At 71.5% G+C, this 16,182-nt stretch carries 14 protein-coding genes; 7 read left to right on the forward strand and 7 right to left on the reverse strand.

Annotated elements, in window-relative coordinates:
- Position 1: 1 nt before the first annotated feature.
- Together ACZ6JS_RS19990 and nuoN are read left to right on the forward strand one after the other, a co-directional pair.
- Entirely contained in the window at positions 2 to 1,594 is a 1,593-nt protein-coding gene (locus tag ACZ6JS_RS19990) for an NADH-quinone oxidoreductase subunit M (protein WP_469299579.1), read from the forward strand.
- Between the two features lie 5 nt (positions 1,595 to 1,599).
- Positions 1,600 to 3,246 (forward strand): NADH-quinone oxidoreductase subunit NuoN, encoded by a 1,647-nt coding sequence (gene nuoN, locus ACZ6JS_RS19995; protein WP_469299913.1) that lies wholly within the window; start codon positions 1,600 to 1,602, stop codon positions 3,244 to 3,246.
- A gap of 207 nt (positions 3,247 to 3,453) precedes the next feature.
- Here the strand turns inward: nuoN and ACZ6JS_RS20000 are convergent, their stop codons facing one another.
- Both ACZ6JS_RS20000 and fahA read right to left on the reverse strand, forming a co-directional pair.
- Positions 3,454 to 4,065: a hypothetical protein gene (locus ACZ6JS_RS20000; protein ID WP_469299581.1), complete on the reverse strand. Its 612-nt coding sequence runs from the start codon at positions 4,063 to 4,065 to the stop codon at positions 3,454 to 3,456.
- A 140-nt stretch (positions 4,066 to 4,205) separates the two neighbouring features.
- A complete protein-coding gene (gene fahA / locus ACZ6JS_RS20005; protein ID WP_469299583.1) occupies positions 4,206 to 5,432 on the reverse strand; it encodes a fumarylacetoacetase in 1,227 nt (408 codons plus the stop codon).
- Positions 5,433 to 5,878: 446 nt separating this feature from the next.
- On the opposite strand from fahA, the gene ACZ6JS_RS20010 reads away from it, so the two are divergent.
- On the forward strand, positions 5,879 to 6,697 hold the full coding sequence (locus ACZ6JS_RS20010; protein ID WP_469299585.1) for an HAD family hydrolase: 819 nt from the start codon (positions 5,879 to 5,881) through the stop codon (positions 6,695 to 6,697).
- A gap of 78 nt (positions 6,698 to 6,775) precedes the next feature.
- Here the strand turns inward: ACZ6JS_RS20010 and ACZ6JS_RS20015 are convergent, their stop codons facing one another.
- Both ACZ6JS_RS20015 and ACZ6JS_RS20020 read right to left on the reverse strand, forming a co-directional pair.
- Positions 6,776 to 8,782, reverse strand: a complete 2,007-nt coding sequence (locus ACZ6JS_RS20015; RefSeq protein WP_469299587.1) for a CocE/NonD family hydrolase — start codon at positions 8,780 to 8,782, stop codon at positions 6,776 to 6,778.
- A 32-nt stretch (positions 8,783 to 8,814) separates the two neighbouring features.
- Entirely contained in the window at positions 8,815 to 8,970 is a 156-nt protein-coding gene (locus tag ACZ6JS_RS20020) for a hypothetical protein (RefSeq protein ID WP_469299588.1), read from the reverse strand.
- 305 nt (positions 8,971 to 9,275) lie between these two features.
- On the opposite strand from ACZ6JS_RS20020, the gene ACZ6JS_RS20025 reads away from it, so the two are divergent.
- From ACZ6JS_RS20025 to ACZ6JS_RS20040, 4 genes are all read left to right on the forward strand, one after another.
- Positions 9,276 to 10,286 carry a polyprenyl synthetase family protein gene (locus ACZ6JS_RS20025; protein ID WP_136229635.1) on the forward strand — a complete coding sequence of 337 codons (1,011 nt, stop codon included), beginning with the start codon at positions 9,276 to 9,278 and terminating at the stop codon, positions 10,284 to 10,286.
- A 240-nt stretch (positions 10,287 to 10,526) separates the two neighbouring features.
- Positions 10,527 to 11,741 (forward strand): LolA family protein, encoded by a 1,215-nt coding sequence (locus tag ACZ6JS_RS20030; protein WP_469299590.1) that lies wholly within the window; start codon positions 10,527 to 10,529, stop codon positions 11,739 to 11,741.
- A gap of 105 nt (positions 11,742 to 11,846) precedes the next feature.
- Entirely contained in the window at positions 11,847 to 12,050 is a 204-nt protein-coding gene (locus ACZ6JS_RS20035; RefSeq protein WP_225884906.1) for a ribbon-helix-helix domain-containing protein, read from the forward strand.
- Complete coding sequence (locus ACZ6JS_RS20040; RefSeq protein ID WP_469299592.1) at positions 12,047 to 12,463, forward strand: hypothetical protein; 417 nt, start codon at positions 12,047 to 12,049, stop codon at positions 12,461 to 12,463. The genes ACZ6JS_RS20035 and ACZ6JS_RS20040 overlap by 4 nt, the downstream gene beginning before the upstream one ends.
- A gap of 62 nt (positions 12,464 to 12,525) precedes the next feature.
- Here the strand turns inward: ACZ6JS_RS20040 and ACZ6JS_RS20045 are convergent, their stop codons facing one another.
- From ACZ6JS_RS20045 to ACZ6JS_RS20055, 3 genes are all read right to left on the reverse strand, one after another.
- Positions 12,526 to 13,842 (reverse strand): M28 family metallopeptidase, encoded by a 1,317-nt coding sequence (locus ACZ6JS_RS20045; protein WP_469299594.1) that lies wholly within the window; start codon positions 13,840 to 13,842, stop codon positions 12,526 to 12,528.
- A 225-nt stretch (positions 13,843 to 14,067) separates the two neighbouring features.
- Entirely contained in the window at positions 14,068 to 15,012 is a 945-nt protein-coding gene (gene rarD, locus ACZ6JS_RS20050; RefSeq protein WP_469299596.1) for an EamA family transporter RarD, read from the reverse strand.
- 147 nt (positions 15,013 to 15,159) lie between these two features.
- The gene (locus ACZ6JS_RS20055; RefSeq protein ID WP_469299597.1) at positions 15,160 to 16,014 is read right to left on the reverse strand and encodes an SDR family oxidoreductase; all 855 of its coding nucleotides are present in this window, start codon (positions 16,012 to 16,014) and stop codon (positions 15,160 to 15,162) included.
- Between the last annotated feature and the right edge of the window lie 168 nt (positions 16,015 to 16,182).

Raw genomic sequence — 16,182 nt, forward strand, 5'->3', positions numbered from 1 at the left:
CATGAACTTCCCGCTTCTGACGGTCACGGCCGCGGTGCCCGCGGTCGGCGCGATCCTGACGGCGGCCGTCCCGGCCGCCCGCCGGACCGCCGCCAAGTGGCTCGCGCTGCTCTTCTCCCTGGCGACACTGGCCCTGGCCGTGCTCATCGCCATCCGCTTCGAGCCCGGTGGCGACCGCTACCAGCTCACCGAGTCCCGCCCCTGGATCGCCGACTTCGGCGTCCGCTACGAGCTGGGCGTCGACGGGATCGGCGTGGTCCTCATCGGGCTCACCGCGCTCCTGATCCCCTTCGTGATCGCGGCCGGCTGGCACGACGCCGACCCGCTGGAGACGAACTCCAAGCGGTGGCGCCCGACCCAGGGCTTCTTCGCCCTGATCCTGATGGTCGAGGCGATGGTGATCATCTCCTTCGAGGCCACCGACGTCTTCCTCTTCTACATCTTCTTCGAAGCCATGCTCATCCCGATGTACTTCCTCATCGGCGGCTTCGGCGACCGGGCGCACTCGGGCAGCGACGAGAACGCGGCCGCGCAGCGCAGCTACGCCGCGGTCAAGTTCCTCCTCTACAACCTGGTCGGCGGCCTGATCATGCTGGCCGCCGTCATCGGCCTGTACGTGGTCGCCGGGAACTTCTCGCTCCAGGAGATCACCGCAGCCCGCGCCGCGGGCACCCTGGACATGGCGACGAACACCGAACGGCTGCTGTTCCTCGGCTTCTTCTTCGCCTTCGCAGTGAAGGCCCCGCTGTGGCCGCTGCACACCTGGCTGCCCAACGCGATGGGCGAGTCCACGGCGCCCGTCGCCGTACTGATCACCGCGGTCGTCGACAAGGTCGGCACCTTCGCGATGCTCCGGTTCTGCCTCGGGCTCTTCCCCGACGCCAGCAAGTGGGCCACGCCGGTGATCCTCGTCCTGGCCCTGATCAGCATCGTCTACGGGGCTCTGGTGGCCGTCGGCCAGCGGGACATCAAGCGCCTGGTGGCCTACGCCTCCATCTCGCACTTCGGCTTCATCGTCCTGGGCATCTTCGCGATGACCTCGCAGGGCCAGTCCGGCGCCACCCTCTACATGGTCAACCACGGCCTGTCGACGGCGGCGTTGATGCTGGTGGCCGGCTTCCTGATCTCGCGGCGCGGCTCGCGGCTCATCGCCGACTACGGCGGCGTCCAGAAGGTGGCCCCGGTCCTCGCCGGGACCTTCCTCATCGGCGGTCTCGCCACCCTCTCGCTGCCGGGCCTCGCGCCCTTCGTCAGCGAATTCCTGGTCCTGGTCGGCACCTTCGCCCGCTACCCGGTCATCGGGATCATCGCCACCATCGGCATCGTGCTGGCCGCGCTCTACACGCTCGTCCTCTACCAGCGCACGATGACCGGGCCCGTGAAGGAGGAGGTCCGCACCATGCCGGACCTGCGCCTGCGCGAGGTGCTCGTGGTCGCACCGCTGATCGCGCTGCTGATCGGGCTGGGCGTCTACCCGAAGGTCCTCACCGACATCGTCAACCCGGCGGTGGAGCACACCATGTCGGACGTGAAGCAGACGGACCCGGAGCCCGAGGTCGCCGTCGAAGCCAAGAACGGGGAGGAGGCGAAGTGAGCACACTGACTTCCGCCCACAGCCTGTGGACACTGGCGGCCGACACACCGGCCGGCCGGATCCCGGCGCCGACCATCGAGTACGCGCAGCTCGCTCCCACCCTGATCGTGGTGGGCGCGGCGGTCGTCGGGATCCTCGTGGAGGCCTTCGTGCCCCGCAAGTCCCGTTACTACGTACAGGTGTTCCTCACCCTCGCCGCGCTGGCCTCGGCCTTCGCCGCGGTGGTCGGCCTCGCGGCCGGCGGGTACGGCTCGGCGAAGGCGCACGTCGCCGCGATGGGCGCCATCGCCGTGGATGGCCCCGCGCTCTTCCTGCAGGGCACCATCCTGCTGGCCTCTGTCGTCGCGGTCTTCACCTTCGCCGAGCGGCGCCTGGACCCGGCCGCGCACGGCAACCGGGTGGACTCCTTCGCCGCCCAGGCGGCGTCGGTACCGGGCAGCGACAGCGAGAAGGCCGCCGTCAAGGCCGGGTTCACCACCACCGAGGTGTTCCCGCTGGCCCTGTTCGCGATCGCGGGGATGCTGATCTTCCCGGCGGCCAACGACCTGCTGACGCTGTTCGTCGCCCTGGAGGTCTTCTCCCTCCCGCTGTACCTGCTCTGCGCCGTCGCCCGCCGCCAGCGGCTGATGTCGCAGGAGGCCGCGGTGAAGTACTTCCTGCTGGGCGCCTTCTCCTCCGCCTTCCTCCTCTTCGGCATCGCGCTGCTCTACGGCTACGCGGGCTCCATGTCGTACGCGGTGATCGCCGACGTGGTCGACGGCACGATCACGAAGATCGACCCGGCGCTCGCCGACACCATGGGCAACGACGCACTGCTCCTCATGGGCGGTGCGCTGATCCTGACGGGCCTGCTCTTCAAGGTCGGTGCGGTCCCCTTCCACATGTGGACCCCGGACGTCTACCAGGGCGCCCCGACCCCGGTCACCGGTTTCATGGCCGCGGCGACGAAGGTGGCAGCGTTCGGCGCCCTGCTGCGGCTGCTGTACGTGGTCCTGCCGGGGCTGCGCTGGGACTGGCGGCCGGTGATGTGGGCGGTGGCCATCGTCACGATGCTGGCGGGTGCGGTGATCGCCGTGACCCAGACGGACGTCAAGCGGCTCCTGGCGTACTCGTCCGTCGCGCACGCCGGCTTCATCCTGGCCGGTGTGATCGCGACGTCGGCGGAGGGCGTCCAGTCCGTCCTCTTCTACCTGGCCGCCTACTCCTTCGTGACGATCGGCGCGTTCGCGGTGGTCACGCTGGTGCGCGACGCGGGCGGCGAGGCGACGCACCTGTCCAAGTGGGCCGGTCTGGGCCGGCGTTCACCGCTGACCGCGGCGGTCTTCGCGGTGTTCCTGCTCGCCTTCGCCGGCATCCCGCTGACGTCGGGCTTCACGGGGAAGTTCGCCGTGTTCAGCGCGGCGGCGGAGGGCGGCGCCGGGGCACTGGTCGTGATCGGTGTCCTGTCGTCCGCGATCGCCGCGTTCTTCTACATCCGGGTGATCGTCCTGATGTTCTTCAGCGAGCCGAAGGCCGACGGCCCGACCGTGGCCGTCCCCTCGCCGCTGACGATGACGACCATCGCGGTGGGCGTCGCGGTCACCCTGGTGCTGGGCCTGGCGCCGCAGTACTTCCTGGAGCTGGCGGGCCAGGCGAGCACCTTCGTCCGCTGACCGGTCCGCCGCACGGCCCAGGGCCCGGCCCCCCTCGGGGGAGCCGGGCCCTTCGCCTGTGCACGGGGCTGCTCCGGCAGCACGTAGACCGCTGCCCGGGGTTCTTGTTCTCGACGTGCCAGTGGTGGGATTCCCGTCCGGGCCTCCGTGGTCGGCCTGCTCTCGCGGGAGTCATTGCGAAAGGCGCTTGACCGCGCAGGCGGCCCGCTAGTGGCCGTGCGCGTGGGCGGTGGCCGGCTTGCCCGGGGTGGGGGCCTTGTGCGGGCAGGTCAGGGCCGGGTTCCAGTTGTGGAAGCGGCCGGCCGGGTTCTTCTTGTACGCCCACATGTGCAGGTCGTAGTGCTTGGGCATGCCCGCCCAGTGGCCCGGCATCGGGCCGTCGAAGGGCAGGCCGAACATGCTCGGCCGGTCGTCGGCGGTCTTCAGGTCCTGGTCCCGGTCGGTGGACATCCACTCCACCGTCTCCAGCCTGCGGCGGCCGTTCTTGTCCTTCTCGCGGCTGTAGAGGAGCGCGGTGGGCTTCGCCGGATCCATCGAACCCCAGTTGGCCTGCTTGACGTAGTGGTAGTTCATGGCGCCCGCCCCGAAGGGGTTGGTCATGCACTCCTGGCCCTTCGGGACGTACCCGTCCTTGATGGCCTGCCGCTCGTCCGCGTACTTGGCGGTCGCCGCCATCGCCGTCGCCATGTCCCGCATGGCCCGTGCGTTGCGCGGGTCCGGCGCGGGCCCCTCCACCCCGTGGGCCGGGGCCACGGCGGTCAGGCCGAGCGACACGGCGGCCGCGCAGGTGACGAGGGTCCTCAGGCTGCGTACGGTCATGGCGGCTCCTCGTGGTGGGGGTACGGGGTACGGGTTTCCGCTTCCGGTCCTCCGCCCACCATCCCGGCCCGCCGCGCGCGTCGCACGCGGCGCGCCTCCGAACGGGGGTTGGCCCGTCCGGAGGCGCGAGGTGTCGAGGGCTACTGCTCGGCGCCCACGATGCGGCCGGTGACCTCGCCGAGGCCGACGCGCGTGCCGTCCGGGCCGGGGGCCCAGGCGGTGAGGGTGACGGTGTCCCCGTCCTCCAGGAAGGTGCGCTTGCCGTCGGCGAGCTCGATGGCGTCGCGGCCGTTCCAGGTCAGCTCCAGCAGCGAGCCGCGCTGGCCGACCTCGGGGCCGCTGACCGTGCCCGAGCCGAAGACGTCGCCGGTGCGCAGGGAGGCGCCGTTGACGGTCATGTGCGCGAGCTGCTGGGCGGCGGTCCAGTACATCGTCGCGAACGGCGGCTGCGCGATCTCCTGGCCGTTGACGCAGACGCTGATGTGCAGGTCGAAGCCGCCGGGGCGGTCGACGTCCGCGTCGTCCAGGTAGGGCAGCAGCGGGAAGTCCCGGGCGGGCGGGGTGACGCGGGCGGCGTCCAGAGCCTCCAGCGGGGTGACCCAGGCTGAGACGGAGGTGGCGAAGGACTTGCCGAGGAAGGGGCCGAGCGGCACGTACTCCCAGGCCTGGATGTCCCGCGCCGACCAGTCGTTGAGCAGGAACAGCCCGAAGACGTGGTCCTCGAACGCGCCCACCGGTACGGGGCGGCCCAGCTCGGAGGGCGTGCCGACGACGAAGCCGACCTCGGCCTCGATGTCGAGCTTGACGGACGGGCCGAAGACGGGCGCCGGGTCGGCGGGCGCCTTGCGCTGCCCGGAGGGCCGTACGACGTCGGTCCCGGAGACGACGATGGTGCCGGAGCGGCCGTGGTAACCGATCGGCAGGTGCTTCCAGTTGGGTGTCAGCGCGTCGCCGTCCGGACGGAACATCTTCCCGACGTTGGTGGCGTGGTGCTCGCTCGCGTAGAAGTCGACGTAGTCGGCGACCTCGTACGGCAGGTGCAGCGTGACCTCGTCCAGCGGCAGCAGGTGCGGCTCGACGGTCGGGCGGTGGCCGGGGTCGGTGACCCAGGCGGTCAGCGCGCGCCGCACGTCGCGCCAGGCGGTGCGTCCGGCGGCCAGCAGGGGGTTGAGGGAGGTCCGGCCGAGCAGGTCGGCGTACGGGGAGCCGAGCTCGACGGCGGCCGCCCCCGCGTCCAGCACGTGCCCGCCGATGCGCACACCGATCCGGCGGCGTTCCTCGCCGGCGGTCGAGAAGACGCCGTAGGGGAGGTTGTGCGGCCCGAACGGGTCGCCCTCGGGGACATCGAGGGGGCTCTGCTGGGGCATGGGGTACTGCCTCGCTTTCGACGCGGTCCGGGGGTGTCCCGGGAAACACAGTGCGGCACACGCTACCCAGGATCCTGCGTGAAAGCTCGGGCCCTCAGTCGGATATGAAACACACACGGGAAGACCAGAACGGGCAGATATCGCCAATTGTGGTTCTATCTGATCTTCGGGCGCGAGTTGTCGGTTTCAGGTCGTACGGTCAGGGCCGTGCAGCTTCGCTACAACTCCCGGGTGTGCCCGAACGCCGCCGAGCGCAAGGCGCCGGCGCGAGCCTGCGGTCCGGCACCGCGCGGTGAAGCAGGAAGCCGGCGATGCGGTGGCCTGCCGTGGTCGTCATGTCGGGTGGCCGACTCTGCAGTGCGTCAAGTGACGGGAGGGGCGCGCGGGAGGCCGGATTCGCGTTCTATTTGTAGGACTTGTCCACAGGGGTCCGTATCCTTGGCGCCGTGACTTCCGCCCCTCTTCCGGCCCTTCCCTATGCCTTGATCGCCACTGACCTGGACGGGACTCTGCTGCGTGCCGGGGACAGCGTTTCAGCCCGTTCCACCGGGGCGCTCGCGGCCGCCCGCGCGGCCGGCGCCCGGCACATCATCGTCACCGGCCGCCCCGTCCCCCAGGTCCGCCACGTCCTCGACGGGCTGGGTTATACGGGGCTCGCGGTGTGCGCGCAGGGCGCGCAGGTGTACGACGCTGCGCGCGGCCGGCTCCTGCACTCCGTGTCCATGGACCGCGAACTGGCGGAGGTGGCACTCGGCAAGATCGAGGCGGAGATCGGCGAGGTCTACGCAGCGGTCAACCAGGAGGGCCTGGACGCGGAGATGCTGATGGGGCCGGGCTACCGGATGTGGCACCCGCACCTGCCGACGGTCCGGGTGGCCCGGCGCTCCGACCTGTGGTCGGCGCCGATCAACAAGGTGCTGCTCCAGCACCCGGAACTGGACGACGACGAGCTGACGCGGGTGGCGCGGTCGGTGGTGGGGGACCTGGTGAACGTCACCATGGCCGGCGAGCACACGGTGGAACTCCAGCCGCCGGGCATCGACAAGGCCAGCGGTCTCGCGCGGGCGGCCGACGTCCTGGGCGTCCGCGCCGCCCGCACGATCGCCTTCGGCGACATGCCGAACGACATCCCGATGTTCGCGTGGGCGGCGTGGGGCGTGGCCATGGCCAACTCCCACCCCGAGCTGGTCGCCGTGGCCGACGAGCTGACCCTGTCCAACGAGGCCGACGGCATCGCGGTGGTCCTGGAGCGGCTGTTCGGCTGACCCCCGGCCGGCCGGGGCGGTCGGCCCGGGGAGGTCGGACCGCCGGCTCGGAGGGGTCCGCCGGGGCGGCGGACCCGGTCAGCCCGCCGCGCGCGGGAGTCGGCGCTCCCACGTGCGGTGGAAGACGACCTCGTCCCCCTCCCGGCAGACCACCTCGTTCGACGTCACGAAGCCGCCCTCGTCGCAGGCGACCTCCGAGCGGGTCTCCACCCGCGCGTCCCAGCCCAGTTCCGGCCGGTGGAGCCGGATCCGCCACTGCGAGCGGGTCCGGGCCGACAGCGGGTCCCCGTCCTGGATCTCGTACACCTCCGTGGCGTCCTCGCCGTACTCCAGGCCGTCGGGGTAGACCCGGGTGCCCCCGTACCGCGGGTCCACCTCCAGCCGCCAGGTCCCGCGCGCGACGTCCCGCACGACCAGCCGCTCCGGGCGCGGCTCGTCCAGGGTGGCCGGGAAGGAGACGCCGAGCGGCTCCGACTGCTCGGGGGGATCGAAGACGATCCCGCCCTCCCCGGCCGGGGACGCCGCCCGGACCGGCAGGGTGACCGAGCTGCCCGCCGGGTCCAGCGTCCAGCCGGCCTCGGACCCGGCCCGCGGCCAGATCCACGGCCAGTACGCGGAGGACACCGCGAGGCGGATCCGGTGCCCCGGGGGGAAGGCGTGGCCGATGCCGTTCAGCTCGAAGGTGACGTCCTCGTACGAGCCCACCGGCCACGGGACGGCCCGGTCCCGCCCCTGGCGGGCGGACAGGTTCAGGGCGCCCCGCGTGACCAGCGTCGAGGAGCCGTCCGGGGCGACGTCGCACAGTCGCGCCACGACCTGCCCGTACGGCACGTCGAGCCGCAGCCGCAGGGTCACCGACGGCCGGCCCAGGATCTCCACGGGCTCGCCGCCGCCCACCGGGAATTCGAAGCAGGCCGATTTCGCGTCCTCCTCCCGCTGGTCCGGGGGCAGGTCGGCGTCGTTGCCGAAGGGGAAGAAGCGGCCCGCGTCCAGCCCGGTGTGCTGCGGGGAGGCGACGGCCACGGGCGGGCCCTGGAACACGTACGGGACGGGGATCACGTGCGCCGAGGGCCAGGTTCGCTCGCCGACCCAGCGCCCGGGGAGCTCCTCGTACACGGTCGCCGGCGGGTGGGCGTCGCTGATCCAGGCGCGCAGCAGCGGCTCGTCCATCACCCCGTTGTCGGCCTCCTTCAGCCAGTGGTCCCACCAGCGCAGGGTCTCCTGGAGGAAGCCGATCGCCGGACCCGGCGGCAGCCCGCGGTCCGGGTACTGGTGCGACCAGGGACCGATCAGGCCCCGTACGCGCGCCTTCGGCAGGTGCTCGACCAGCCGCAGCACGGTGTCCCGGTACGGGTCGTGCCAGCCGCCGACGGCGAGCACGGCCGCGCCGATCGCCCCGTAGCCCTCGCAGACACTGCCGTGGCGCCAGTAGGCGTCGCGGGTCTGGTGCGAGAGCCAGGTGTGGATCAGCGGTTCCACCGCCTCCAGCCGGTCCATCCACTGCGCGCGCCAGCCGTCGCCGGCATACCGCGGGTCCGGCGGCCGGGAGGCGAAGGCCAGCATGGTCGCGGCCCACGCGTGCATGTCCACGGCGAGCACCGAGCCGCCCATGTAGTGCACGTCGTTGTCGTAGCGGTCGTCCGTCGAGCAGACGGTGACGACGGCCTTGAGCGGTTCGGGGGCCAGGGCGGCGATCTGGAGGGAGTTGCACCCGCCCCACGAGATCCCGAACATCCCCACCGATCCCGTGCACCACTCCTGCGCCGCCAGCCACTCCACCACGGCGACCCCGTCGGCGAGCTCGCGCGCGTCGTACTCGTCGCCGGGGCGGCCGCCGCTGCAGCCGTGTCCGCGCACGTCGACGCGTACGGAGGCGTAGCCGTGCCCCGCGTACCAGGGATGGCGCTGCCAGTCGCGCGGCGCGGTCCAGTCGGTGAGCCGGTACGGGAGGTACTCCAGCAGTGCCGGGACGGGCTCGTCGGTCACGGGGCGCCAGATCCGGGCGTACAGCTCCACTCCGTCGGGGAGCGGGATCCGGACGTCCTCGTGAGTGGTGCCGTACGGGAACTCGGTGCGGATGATCATCGGTTCTGCCACCAATCGCCTCGGCCGCAGCCTCAGTGGACGGGGTGCATCGTGCGCCGCAGCCACAGCGCCGGTGCGATCACGGTCGGGCCCGCCGCCACGAGGGTGCCGCCCCCCGGGACGGCGCGGCAGCAGCCGGCGATCCGGTCGGCGAGCCATCCGGCGGCGACACGGACGGGGTGGACCATGGTCCCCTGGGCCGCGGCGACGGAGGCTCTGCGGTGCCCGGGGCCGCGCCCGGGCCGCCGTCCGCCGCGGTGTCGGACACCTGGGTTCGCCCGTCTCGGGCGTAGTTCTGGGCAAAACGTACTCTCCGGTTGTTTCTGCTCCTCCCGAACATACCGGTGCTCATCGGGCAGTGTGGGGAGGGTGGCCGGGAAGGCCCTCTCGGTGATCGAAAACAGACCCGATACGCTGGCTTGAGTGATGGCAGCGACACATCGACAATCCAGGTGATCGTCAACGTGATCGTCAGCAGACAGGAGTACCCCTCGTGACCGTCGTCGGGCCGTTCGGACTGAGCGTGCGGGACCAGGCTCTTGAGACCGATGTCCAGGCCGGACTGGCCGCCGTCGAGGCGGGTCTGCTGGAAGCCACCAAGAGCGAAGTCCCCTTCATCACCGAGGCCGCACAGCACCTGGTCCGGGCCGGAGGCAAACGGTTCCGGCCACTGCTCGTCATGCTCGCGTCCCGTTTCGGCGACCCCTACGCGCCCGGGATCGTCCCGTCCGCCGTGGTCGTCGAACTCACCCACCTGGCGACGCTCTACCACGACGACGTCATGGACGAGGCCGACGTGCGCCGCGGTGTGGAGAGCGCCAACGCCCGCTGGGGCAACTCGGTGGCCGTCCTCACGGGTGACTTCCTGTTCGCCCGTGCGTCGCACATCCTGGCCGACCTGGGGCCGGAGGCCGTCCGCATCCAGGCGGAGGCCTTCGAGCGGCTCGTGACGGGCCAGATCCTGGAGACGGCCGGTCCGCGCGACGGCCGCGACCCCGTCGCCCACTACCTCGACGTCATCGCCGGCAAGACCGGCTCGCTGATCGCGGTCTCCGGCCGCTTCGGCGCGCTGATGTCCGGCGCCGACGAGTCGGTCGTCGACATCCTGACCCAGTACGGAGAGCGCCTCGGCACCGCCTTCCAGCTGGCCGACGACGTCCTCGACATCGCTTCCGACGCGCACGAGTCCGGCAAGACCCCGGGCACCGACCTGCGCGAGGGCATCCCGACGCTGCCGGTACTGCGGCTGCGCGAGATGGCCGCACGGGACGGGCGTCCGGAGGACCTGGAGCTCGTCGAGCTGCTGGACGGCGACCTGACGGACGACGCCCGCCACGCCGAGGTGCTCACCCGGCTGCGGGCGCACCCGGCCCTGGAGCAGGCCCGCCGCGACACCGTCCGGTACGCGGAGGACGCGCGGGCCACGCTCGCGCCGCTGCCCGAGTGCTTCGCGAAGGCAGCTCTGGAGGAGCTGTGCGACGCGGTGGTGCACCGCGCCGGCTGACGCCTCACGGCGGGCGGCCGCGCCCGCAGGCACCTTGACGGGCCCTGCGCCCCGCCTACCCCTACGGGTCGGGGGACGCAGGGCCCGCTGTGTCATCCCACGGTCGTACGTCCAGTTGCTTCCGGGGACTGACGACCCGACGTCGCCGATTTGGTCAGATGGAGTCATCAACCCCACCAGATCGGGTGAGCGCGGCGACATGCGGATCGCCGCCGTCGACACAGAGGGCAGGGCACTGACATGGCAGCGAACACGAAGACTTCTCGCAAGGTCGCCCGGTACGCCGTACCGGTCGCGGTGGCGGGTGTCGCCGCGGCGACCGTGGCGATGGTCCCGGCCTTCGCCAATGCCGGCGGGCCCGACCTGCCCAAGGTGACGGCGCAGCAGCTGATCGAGAAGGTCGCCGCCTCGGACGTGGAGCAGCTGTCGGGCACGGCGAAGATCAGCACCGACCTGGGCCTGCCGAAGATCGCGTCGGGCCTGCTCGGCGGCGGCGGCGTCACGGGCGGCTCCGCCAACCCGGAGGACAAGGTCGCGCAGCTGGCGAACGGCACGCACACCCTCCGGGTCGCGGCCGACGGCGAGGACCGCCAGAAGCTGACCTTCCTGGACGGCAAGGACGAGTACAGCCTCATCCACAACGGCGACGACGTGTGGGGCTACGACTCCAAGTCCAACGAGGTCTTCCACGAGAAGGCGGCCCCGTCGGACCGGGCGGCCGGCAAGGGCGCGGGCACGGAGCACAAGACCGGCGACCGGCTGAACGCCTCGCCCCAGAAGCTGGCCGAGGAGATCCTCGCGGCCGCCGGCCCCACCACGGACGTGAGCGTCGGCGAGACCGCGCAGGTGGCCGGCCGCGACGCCTACCAGCTGGTGCTCAAGCCCAAGCAGGCCGGCTCGACCGTCGGATCGGTGCAGATCGCGGTGGACGCCAAGAACGGCGTGCCGCTGCGCGTGCAGCTGCTCTCGGCCCAGGGTGGCAAGCCGATCGTGGACGCCGGCTTCACCAAGGTGGACTTCGCCAAGCCGTCCGCCGACACCTTCACCTTCACCCCGCCCAAGGGCGCCAAGGTGACCGAGGGCGCCGACGGCCACGGCAAGGGTGACAAGGACGGCGCGTTCAAGGCGCTGGAGTCCTTCCCGGGCCTGGAGGGGCTGGCCGGCGGTCCGGGCGGCAAGGGCGACGTGAAGGTGCTCGGCGAGGGCTGGGCCACGATCGCGCGGATCGACTCCGGCGCCGGCAAGGGCCTCAAGGACCTGGAGAACGACAAGAACGCCCCGAAGGAGGCCAAGCAGTTCCTCGACTCCCTCGGGGACAAGGTGAGCGGCAGCTTCGGGGAGGGCCGGGTCCTGTCGACCCGCCTCTTCAACGTCCTGGTCACCGACGACGGCAAGGTCTATGCCGGTGCGGTCACCAAGGACGCACTGGTGAAGGCGGCCGACGCCAACAAGTAGCCCTCCCGGACGCGGGTGCCGCAGGGGTGGGCGGGGACTGTGTCCCTGCCCACCCTTGCGGCGTTACTGCTGCCCGTACAGCGCGGCCGCTGTACGGTGTTGGGCATGTCGAGACACGTCACCATCCGCCTGGACGAAGAGTTCCACGAGCGCCTCAAGGCGCGCGCGGCGGCGCTGGGGACGACGGTCACCGCGCTGATCACCGAGGTCACCGAACGCGAACTCGACGAGGACCGGAAGAACTTCCTCTCCGGCATAGAGGAGTTCGCCGATCACTGGGGCTACTTCCAGGAGCGGTTCGGCAATTGAAGATCACCATGGAGTGGGCCTGGACCGCTCTGGCCCACCATCTCCCGTCAGATCCCGCCGTGTGGGATCCCTCCGGGGTGGCCGCCGCGGTCGCCCGGCACCAGAACGACCTGGTCCTGGTGCCCGAACAGCCCGCCCCGGACACCGCGTGGCGGGCCGCCGCGTTTCTGCACACCCTCGCGGTCTGCCCGGCGCTGGAATCACCGATGAACGAGTTCTACGCGGCCGCGGCGACCCGCTCGTACCTGCGCGTGGCCGGAGCCGCGAAGCTGCCCTCGCCGGAGGAGCTCGGCGATCTGGTCGAGGCGGCGAAGCTGGGCCTCGCGGACGTGGCGGCCGTGGCCGAGGAACTGCGGGCCCGGATGAGGGAGCCGCTGGAGGCATCGTCCCAGGGGCGCGCCGAGGACGGCTGAGCCCCGGCACGATCCGGGAGGATCGCGCCGGGGCCCTGGGAGGGGAGCGGGACCACCGGCGCCTAGAAGGTGATCTTCCAGCTGTTGATGTAGCCGACGTCCTGCGCGGCCGCGTCCCTGACCCGGAGATTCCAGACCCCGTTCGCGACCTCGCTGGAGGCGTTGACGGTGTACGACCCCACGATGTTGTCGGCGCTGCCGCCCGAGCGGTTGTGCAGGTTGTAGACCGTGCCGTCCGGGGCGACCAGGTCGACCAGGAGGTCACCGCGGTAGGTGTGGACGATGTTCACGTCCACCTTGGTGGTGGCGGGGGCGTTGCCCGCGACGCCCGAGACCGTGATCGGCGAGCTGACCGCCGCGGCGGGGGAGTCCGGGATGTTCACGTCCGCCGTGTTCTCGAAGGACGGGCCGGGCGGGACCGGGGTGGAGGCGCCCAGGGTCCAGACCGCGTACGCGGCGGCGTCCGTGTTGCGGTCCAGGGCGGTGTCGCTGATGTTCGCGGTGTTGTCGCAGGAGGAGTGGTAGCAGCGGTCGAAGGACTGGCCGGCGGTGCCGCCCCACTTCTGCGCCTGCGCCGAGGTCTTGGTGTTGCTGGCCCCGGTGAACAGGCCGCCGACCGGGATGCCCACGTTCTTGAAGGAGGCGTGGTCCGAGCGGCCGTCGCCCTCGGTCTCTATCTCGGTCGGGACGCCGATGCCCGAGAAGTAGTTCTTGAAGGTCTGCTCGATCGTCGGGTCGTCGTCGTAGACGAAGTAGCCCGGGTTCGGCGAGCCGATCATGTCGAAGTTCAGGTACCCGGCGAACTTGGCCCGCTCGGCCGTCGGCAGGTTGTTGACGTAGTACTTCGACCCGATCAGCCCCAGCTCCTCCGCGCCCCACCAGCCGAAGCGCAGGTGCTTGGTGGGCTGCAGCCCAGCGCGGGAGACGGCGAGGGCGGTCTCCAGGACCGCCGCGCTGCCGGAGCCGTTGTCGTTGATGCCCGCGCCCGAGGTCACGGAGTCGAGGTGCGCGCCGGCCATCAGGACCGAGTTGGGGTCGCCGCCCGGCCAGTCGGCGATCAGGTTGTAGCCGGTGGCGCCGCTGGTGGTGAAGGTCTGCAGCGTCGTGGTGAAGCCCGCCGCGTCGAGCTTGGCCTTCACGTAGTCGATCGAGGCCTTGTAGCCGGCCCGGCCGTGGGCGCGGTTGCCGCCGTTGTTGGCGGCGATGGTCGAGAACTGCGACAGGTGGGCCTTGACGTTGGCCAACGGGATGTCGGGCGGGGTCGGCGCCGCGGCGACCGCCGTGGGGGCGGCGAGTGCGGCGGGGGCGGCGGAGGCGAACAGGCCGGCGACCGCGAAAGCGGTCACGGCAGCGAGGCGCCGGGAGACGGACAGGCTCATGTGGGGGCTCCGGGATTCCGCTGGGGATATGACGGAACGAGCGAGATAGAGCGTGTGAGCGTTAGTGCGTCAGTGCGAGCCTGATGGTCAGCGAGAGTATGACTGTCCGTCAAGACCTCAATTCGGTCAGGGCAGTTCGGAAAACGGACGATCCCCGGTGCGGAGGGTCCGTACCGGGGATCGTGAGGCCGAAGCGTTTGCTGTTGCGCGCCTTGCGGGCGGCCGTTACGCGGGTTCGCGGGCCGGCGCCGGGGCGACCACGGGGGCCGTCGCCAGCCGGGCGCGGGAGCGTCGCGCCGTACGCAGCGCGTCCCAGGTCAGGAGGGCCAGCGCGGCCCACACCAGGGAGAAGCCGGCCCAGCGCTCCGGAGGCATGGCCTCGTGGAAGTACAGGACGCCGAGCCCGAACTGGAACACCGGGGCCATGTACTGGAGCAGCCCGAGGGTCGACAGCGGGACCCGGATGGCGGCCGCCCCGAAGAACACCAGCGGGATCGCCGTGACCAGGCCGGTCGCCGCCAACAGCAGCGCGTGGCCGACGCCCTGCGAGGTGAAGCTGGACTGCCCCTGCGCGCCCAGCCACAGCAGGTAGCCGAGGGCCGGCAGGAACAGCATCGCCGTCTCGGCGGCCAGCGACTCCAGCCCGCCCATGTTGAGCTTCTTCTTGATCAGGCCGTACGTCGCGAAGGAGCAGGCCAGGACCAGCGAGATCCATGGCGGCCGTCCGTAGCCGATGGCGAGCACGAGCACCGCGACGAAGCTGAGGCCGACCGCCACCCACTGCGCGCGGCGCAGCCGCTCGCCGAGGACCAGCACGCCCATCGCGATGCTGACCAGCGGGTTGATGAAGTAGCCGAGGCTCGACTCGACGACGTGGCCGTTGTTGACGGACCAGATGTACAGGCCCCAGTTCACGCTGATCACCGAAGCGGCCAGTGCGGTCAGGCCCAGTTTGCGCGGCTGGCTCAGCAGCTCGCGTATCCAGCCCCAGCGGCGCACCGCGAGCAGCGCCAGGCCGACGACGGCCAGGGACCACGTCATGCGGTGGGCGAGGATCTCGACGGCCCCGGCAGGCATCAGGAGCGGCCAGAAGAGGGGGACCAGCCCCCACATCCCGTAAGCGCCGAATCCGTAGAGCAAACCCGCGCGCTGCTCGTTCTGTGCCTTCACGGGGCCTCCTGTGCGACTTCCAGCCAACTTCACGACGGTATCGCCGTGCGGCCCGGATGTCATGCCCGTCATGGGGAGATACTCATGACATCTTTCCGGTCGCGGTGGTGCACCTGCCGGAAGCCCGCCCGCTCACGCCCTCCGCTCTCAGGCGAGGGCGGCGCCGATCGCCTCGGAGACCGGGGTCGTGGGCCGCCCGATCAGCCGGGCCAGGTCCTGGCCGGTGCCCGCCAGCCGGCCGCGGGCGATCGCCGCGTCCACGTCGACGATGATCGCCGCGAAGCCCTCGGGCACCCCGGCGCCCACCAGGATCCTCAGGTGTTCGTCGGCCGGGACCTCGGTGTACGCGATCTCCTTGCCGCTCTGCGCCGACACCTCGGCGGAGTACTCCGCGAGGTTCCACGCGGTGTCGCCGGAGAGCTCGTAGATCCGGTTTAGGTGGCCCTCGCCCGTGAGCACCACGGCCGCGGCGGCCGCGTAGTCGGCACGCGCCGCCGAGGCGATCCGGCCCTCGCCGGCGCTGGCCACGACGGCCCCGCGGCCGAGGACGGCCGGCAGCTCGCGGGTGTAGTTCTCGTGGTACCAGCCGTTGCGCAGGAAGGTGTACGGGAGGCCGGAGGCGAGGACGGCCTGCTCGGTGGCGGTGTGCTCGGCGGCCAGCTCGAAGTCCGCCTCCGGGCCGCCGAGTATGCCGGTGTACGCCAGCTGCGCCACGTCCGCCGCCTTCGCGGCGCCGATCACAGCGGTGTGCTGCGCGACGCGCCGCCCGATCTCGTTGCCGGAGATCAGCAGCACGCGGTCGCCGGGTCGGAAGGCGCCGGCCAGGGCGGCCGGGTCGTCGTAGTCGGCGACCCGGACCTCGATCCCGCGTGCGGCCAGGTCGGCGGCCTTCTCCTCGTTGCGGACGACGGCCGCGACGCAGTCGGCGGGAACCCGGGCCAGCAGTTCCTCGACGACGAGACGGCCGAGGGCTCCGGTGGCTGCGGTGACGACGATGCTCATGACTGCTCTCCTCGTGGCGGCGATAGCACCAGCCTACGGGAAGCGCTAACTTTTTGAAAGTGCTGCGTTGGGGAGAGTGCCGGTGGCCGGGCCGGAAGCCGTGCATGGCGGGCCGGCGGGGGCCGCACGCACCGAAGCCCGGACCCCGAGGGGTCCGGGCTTCCCGGC

This window comes from Streptomyces sp. NPDC046349 (assembly GCF_055587885.1).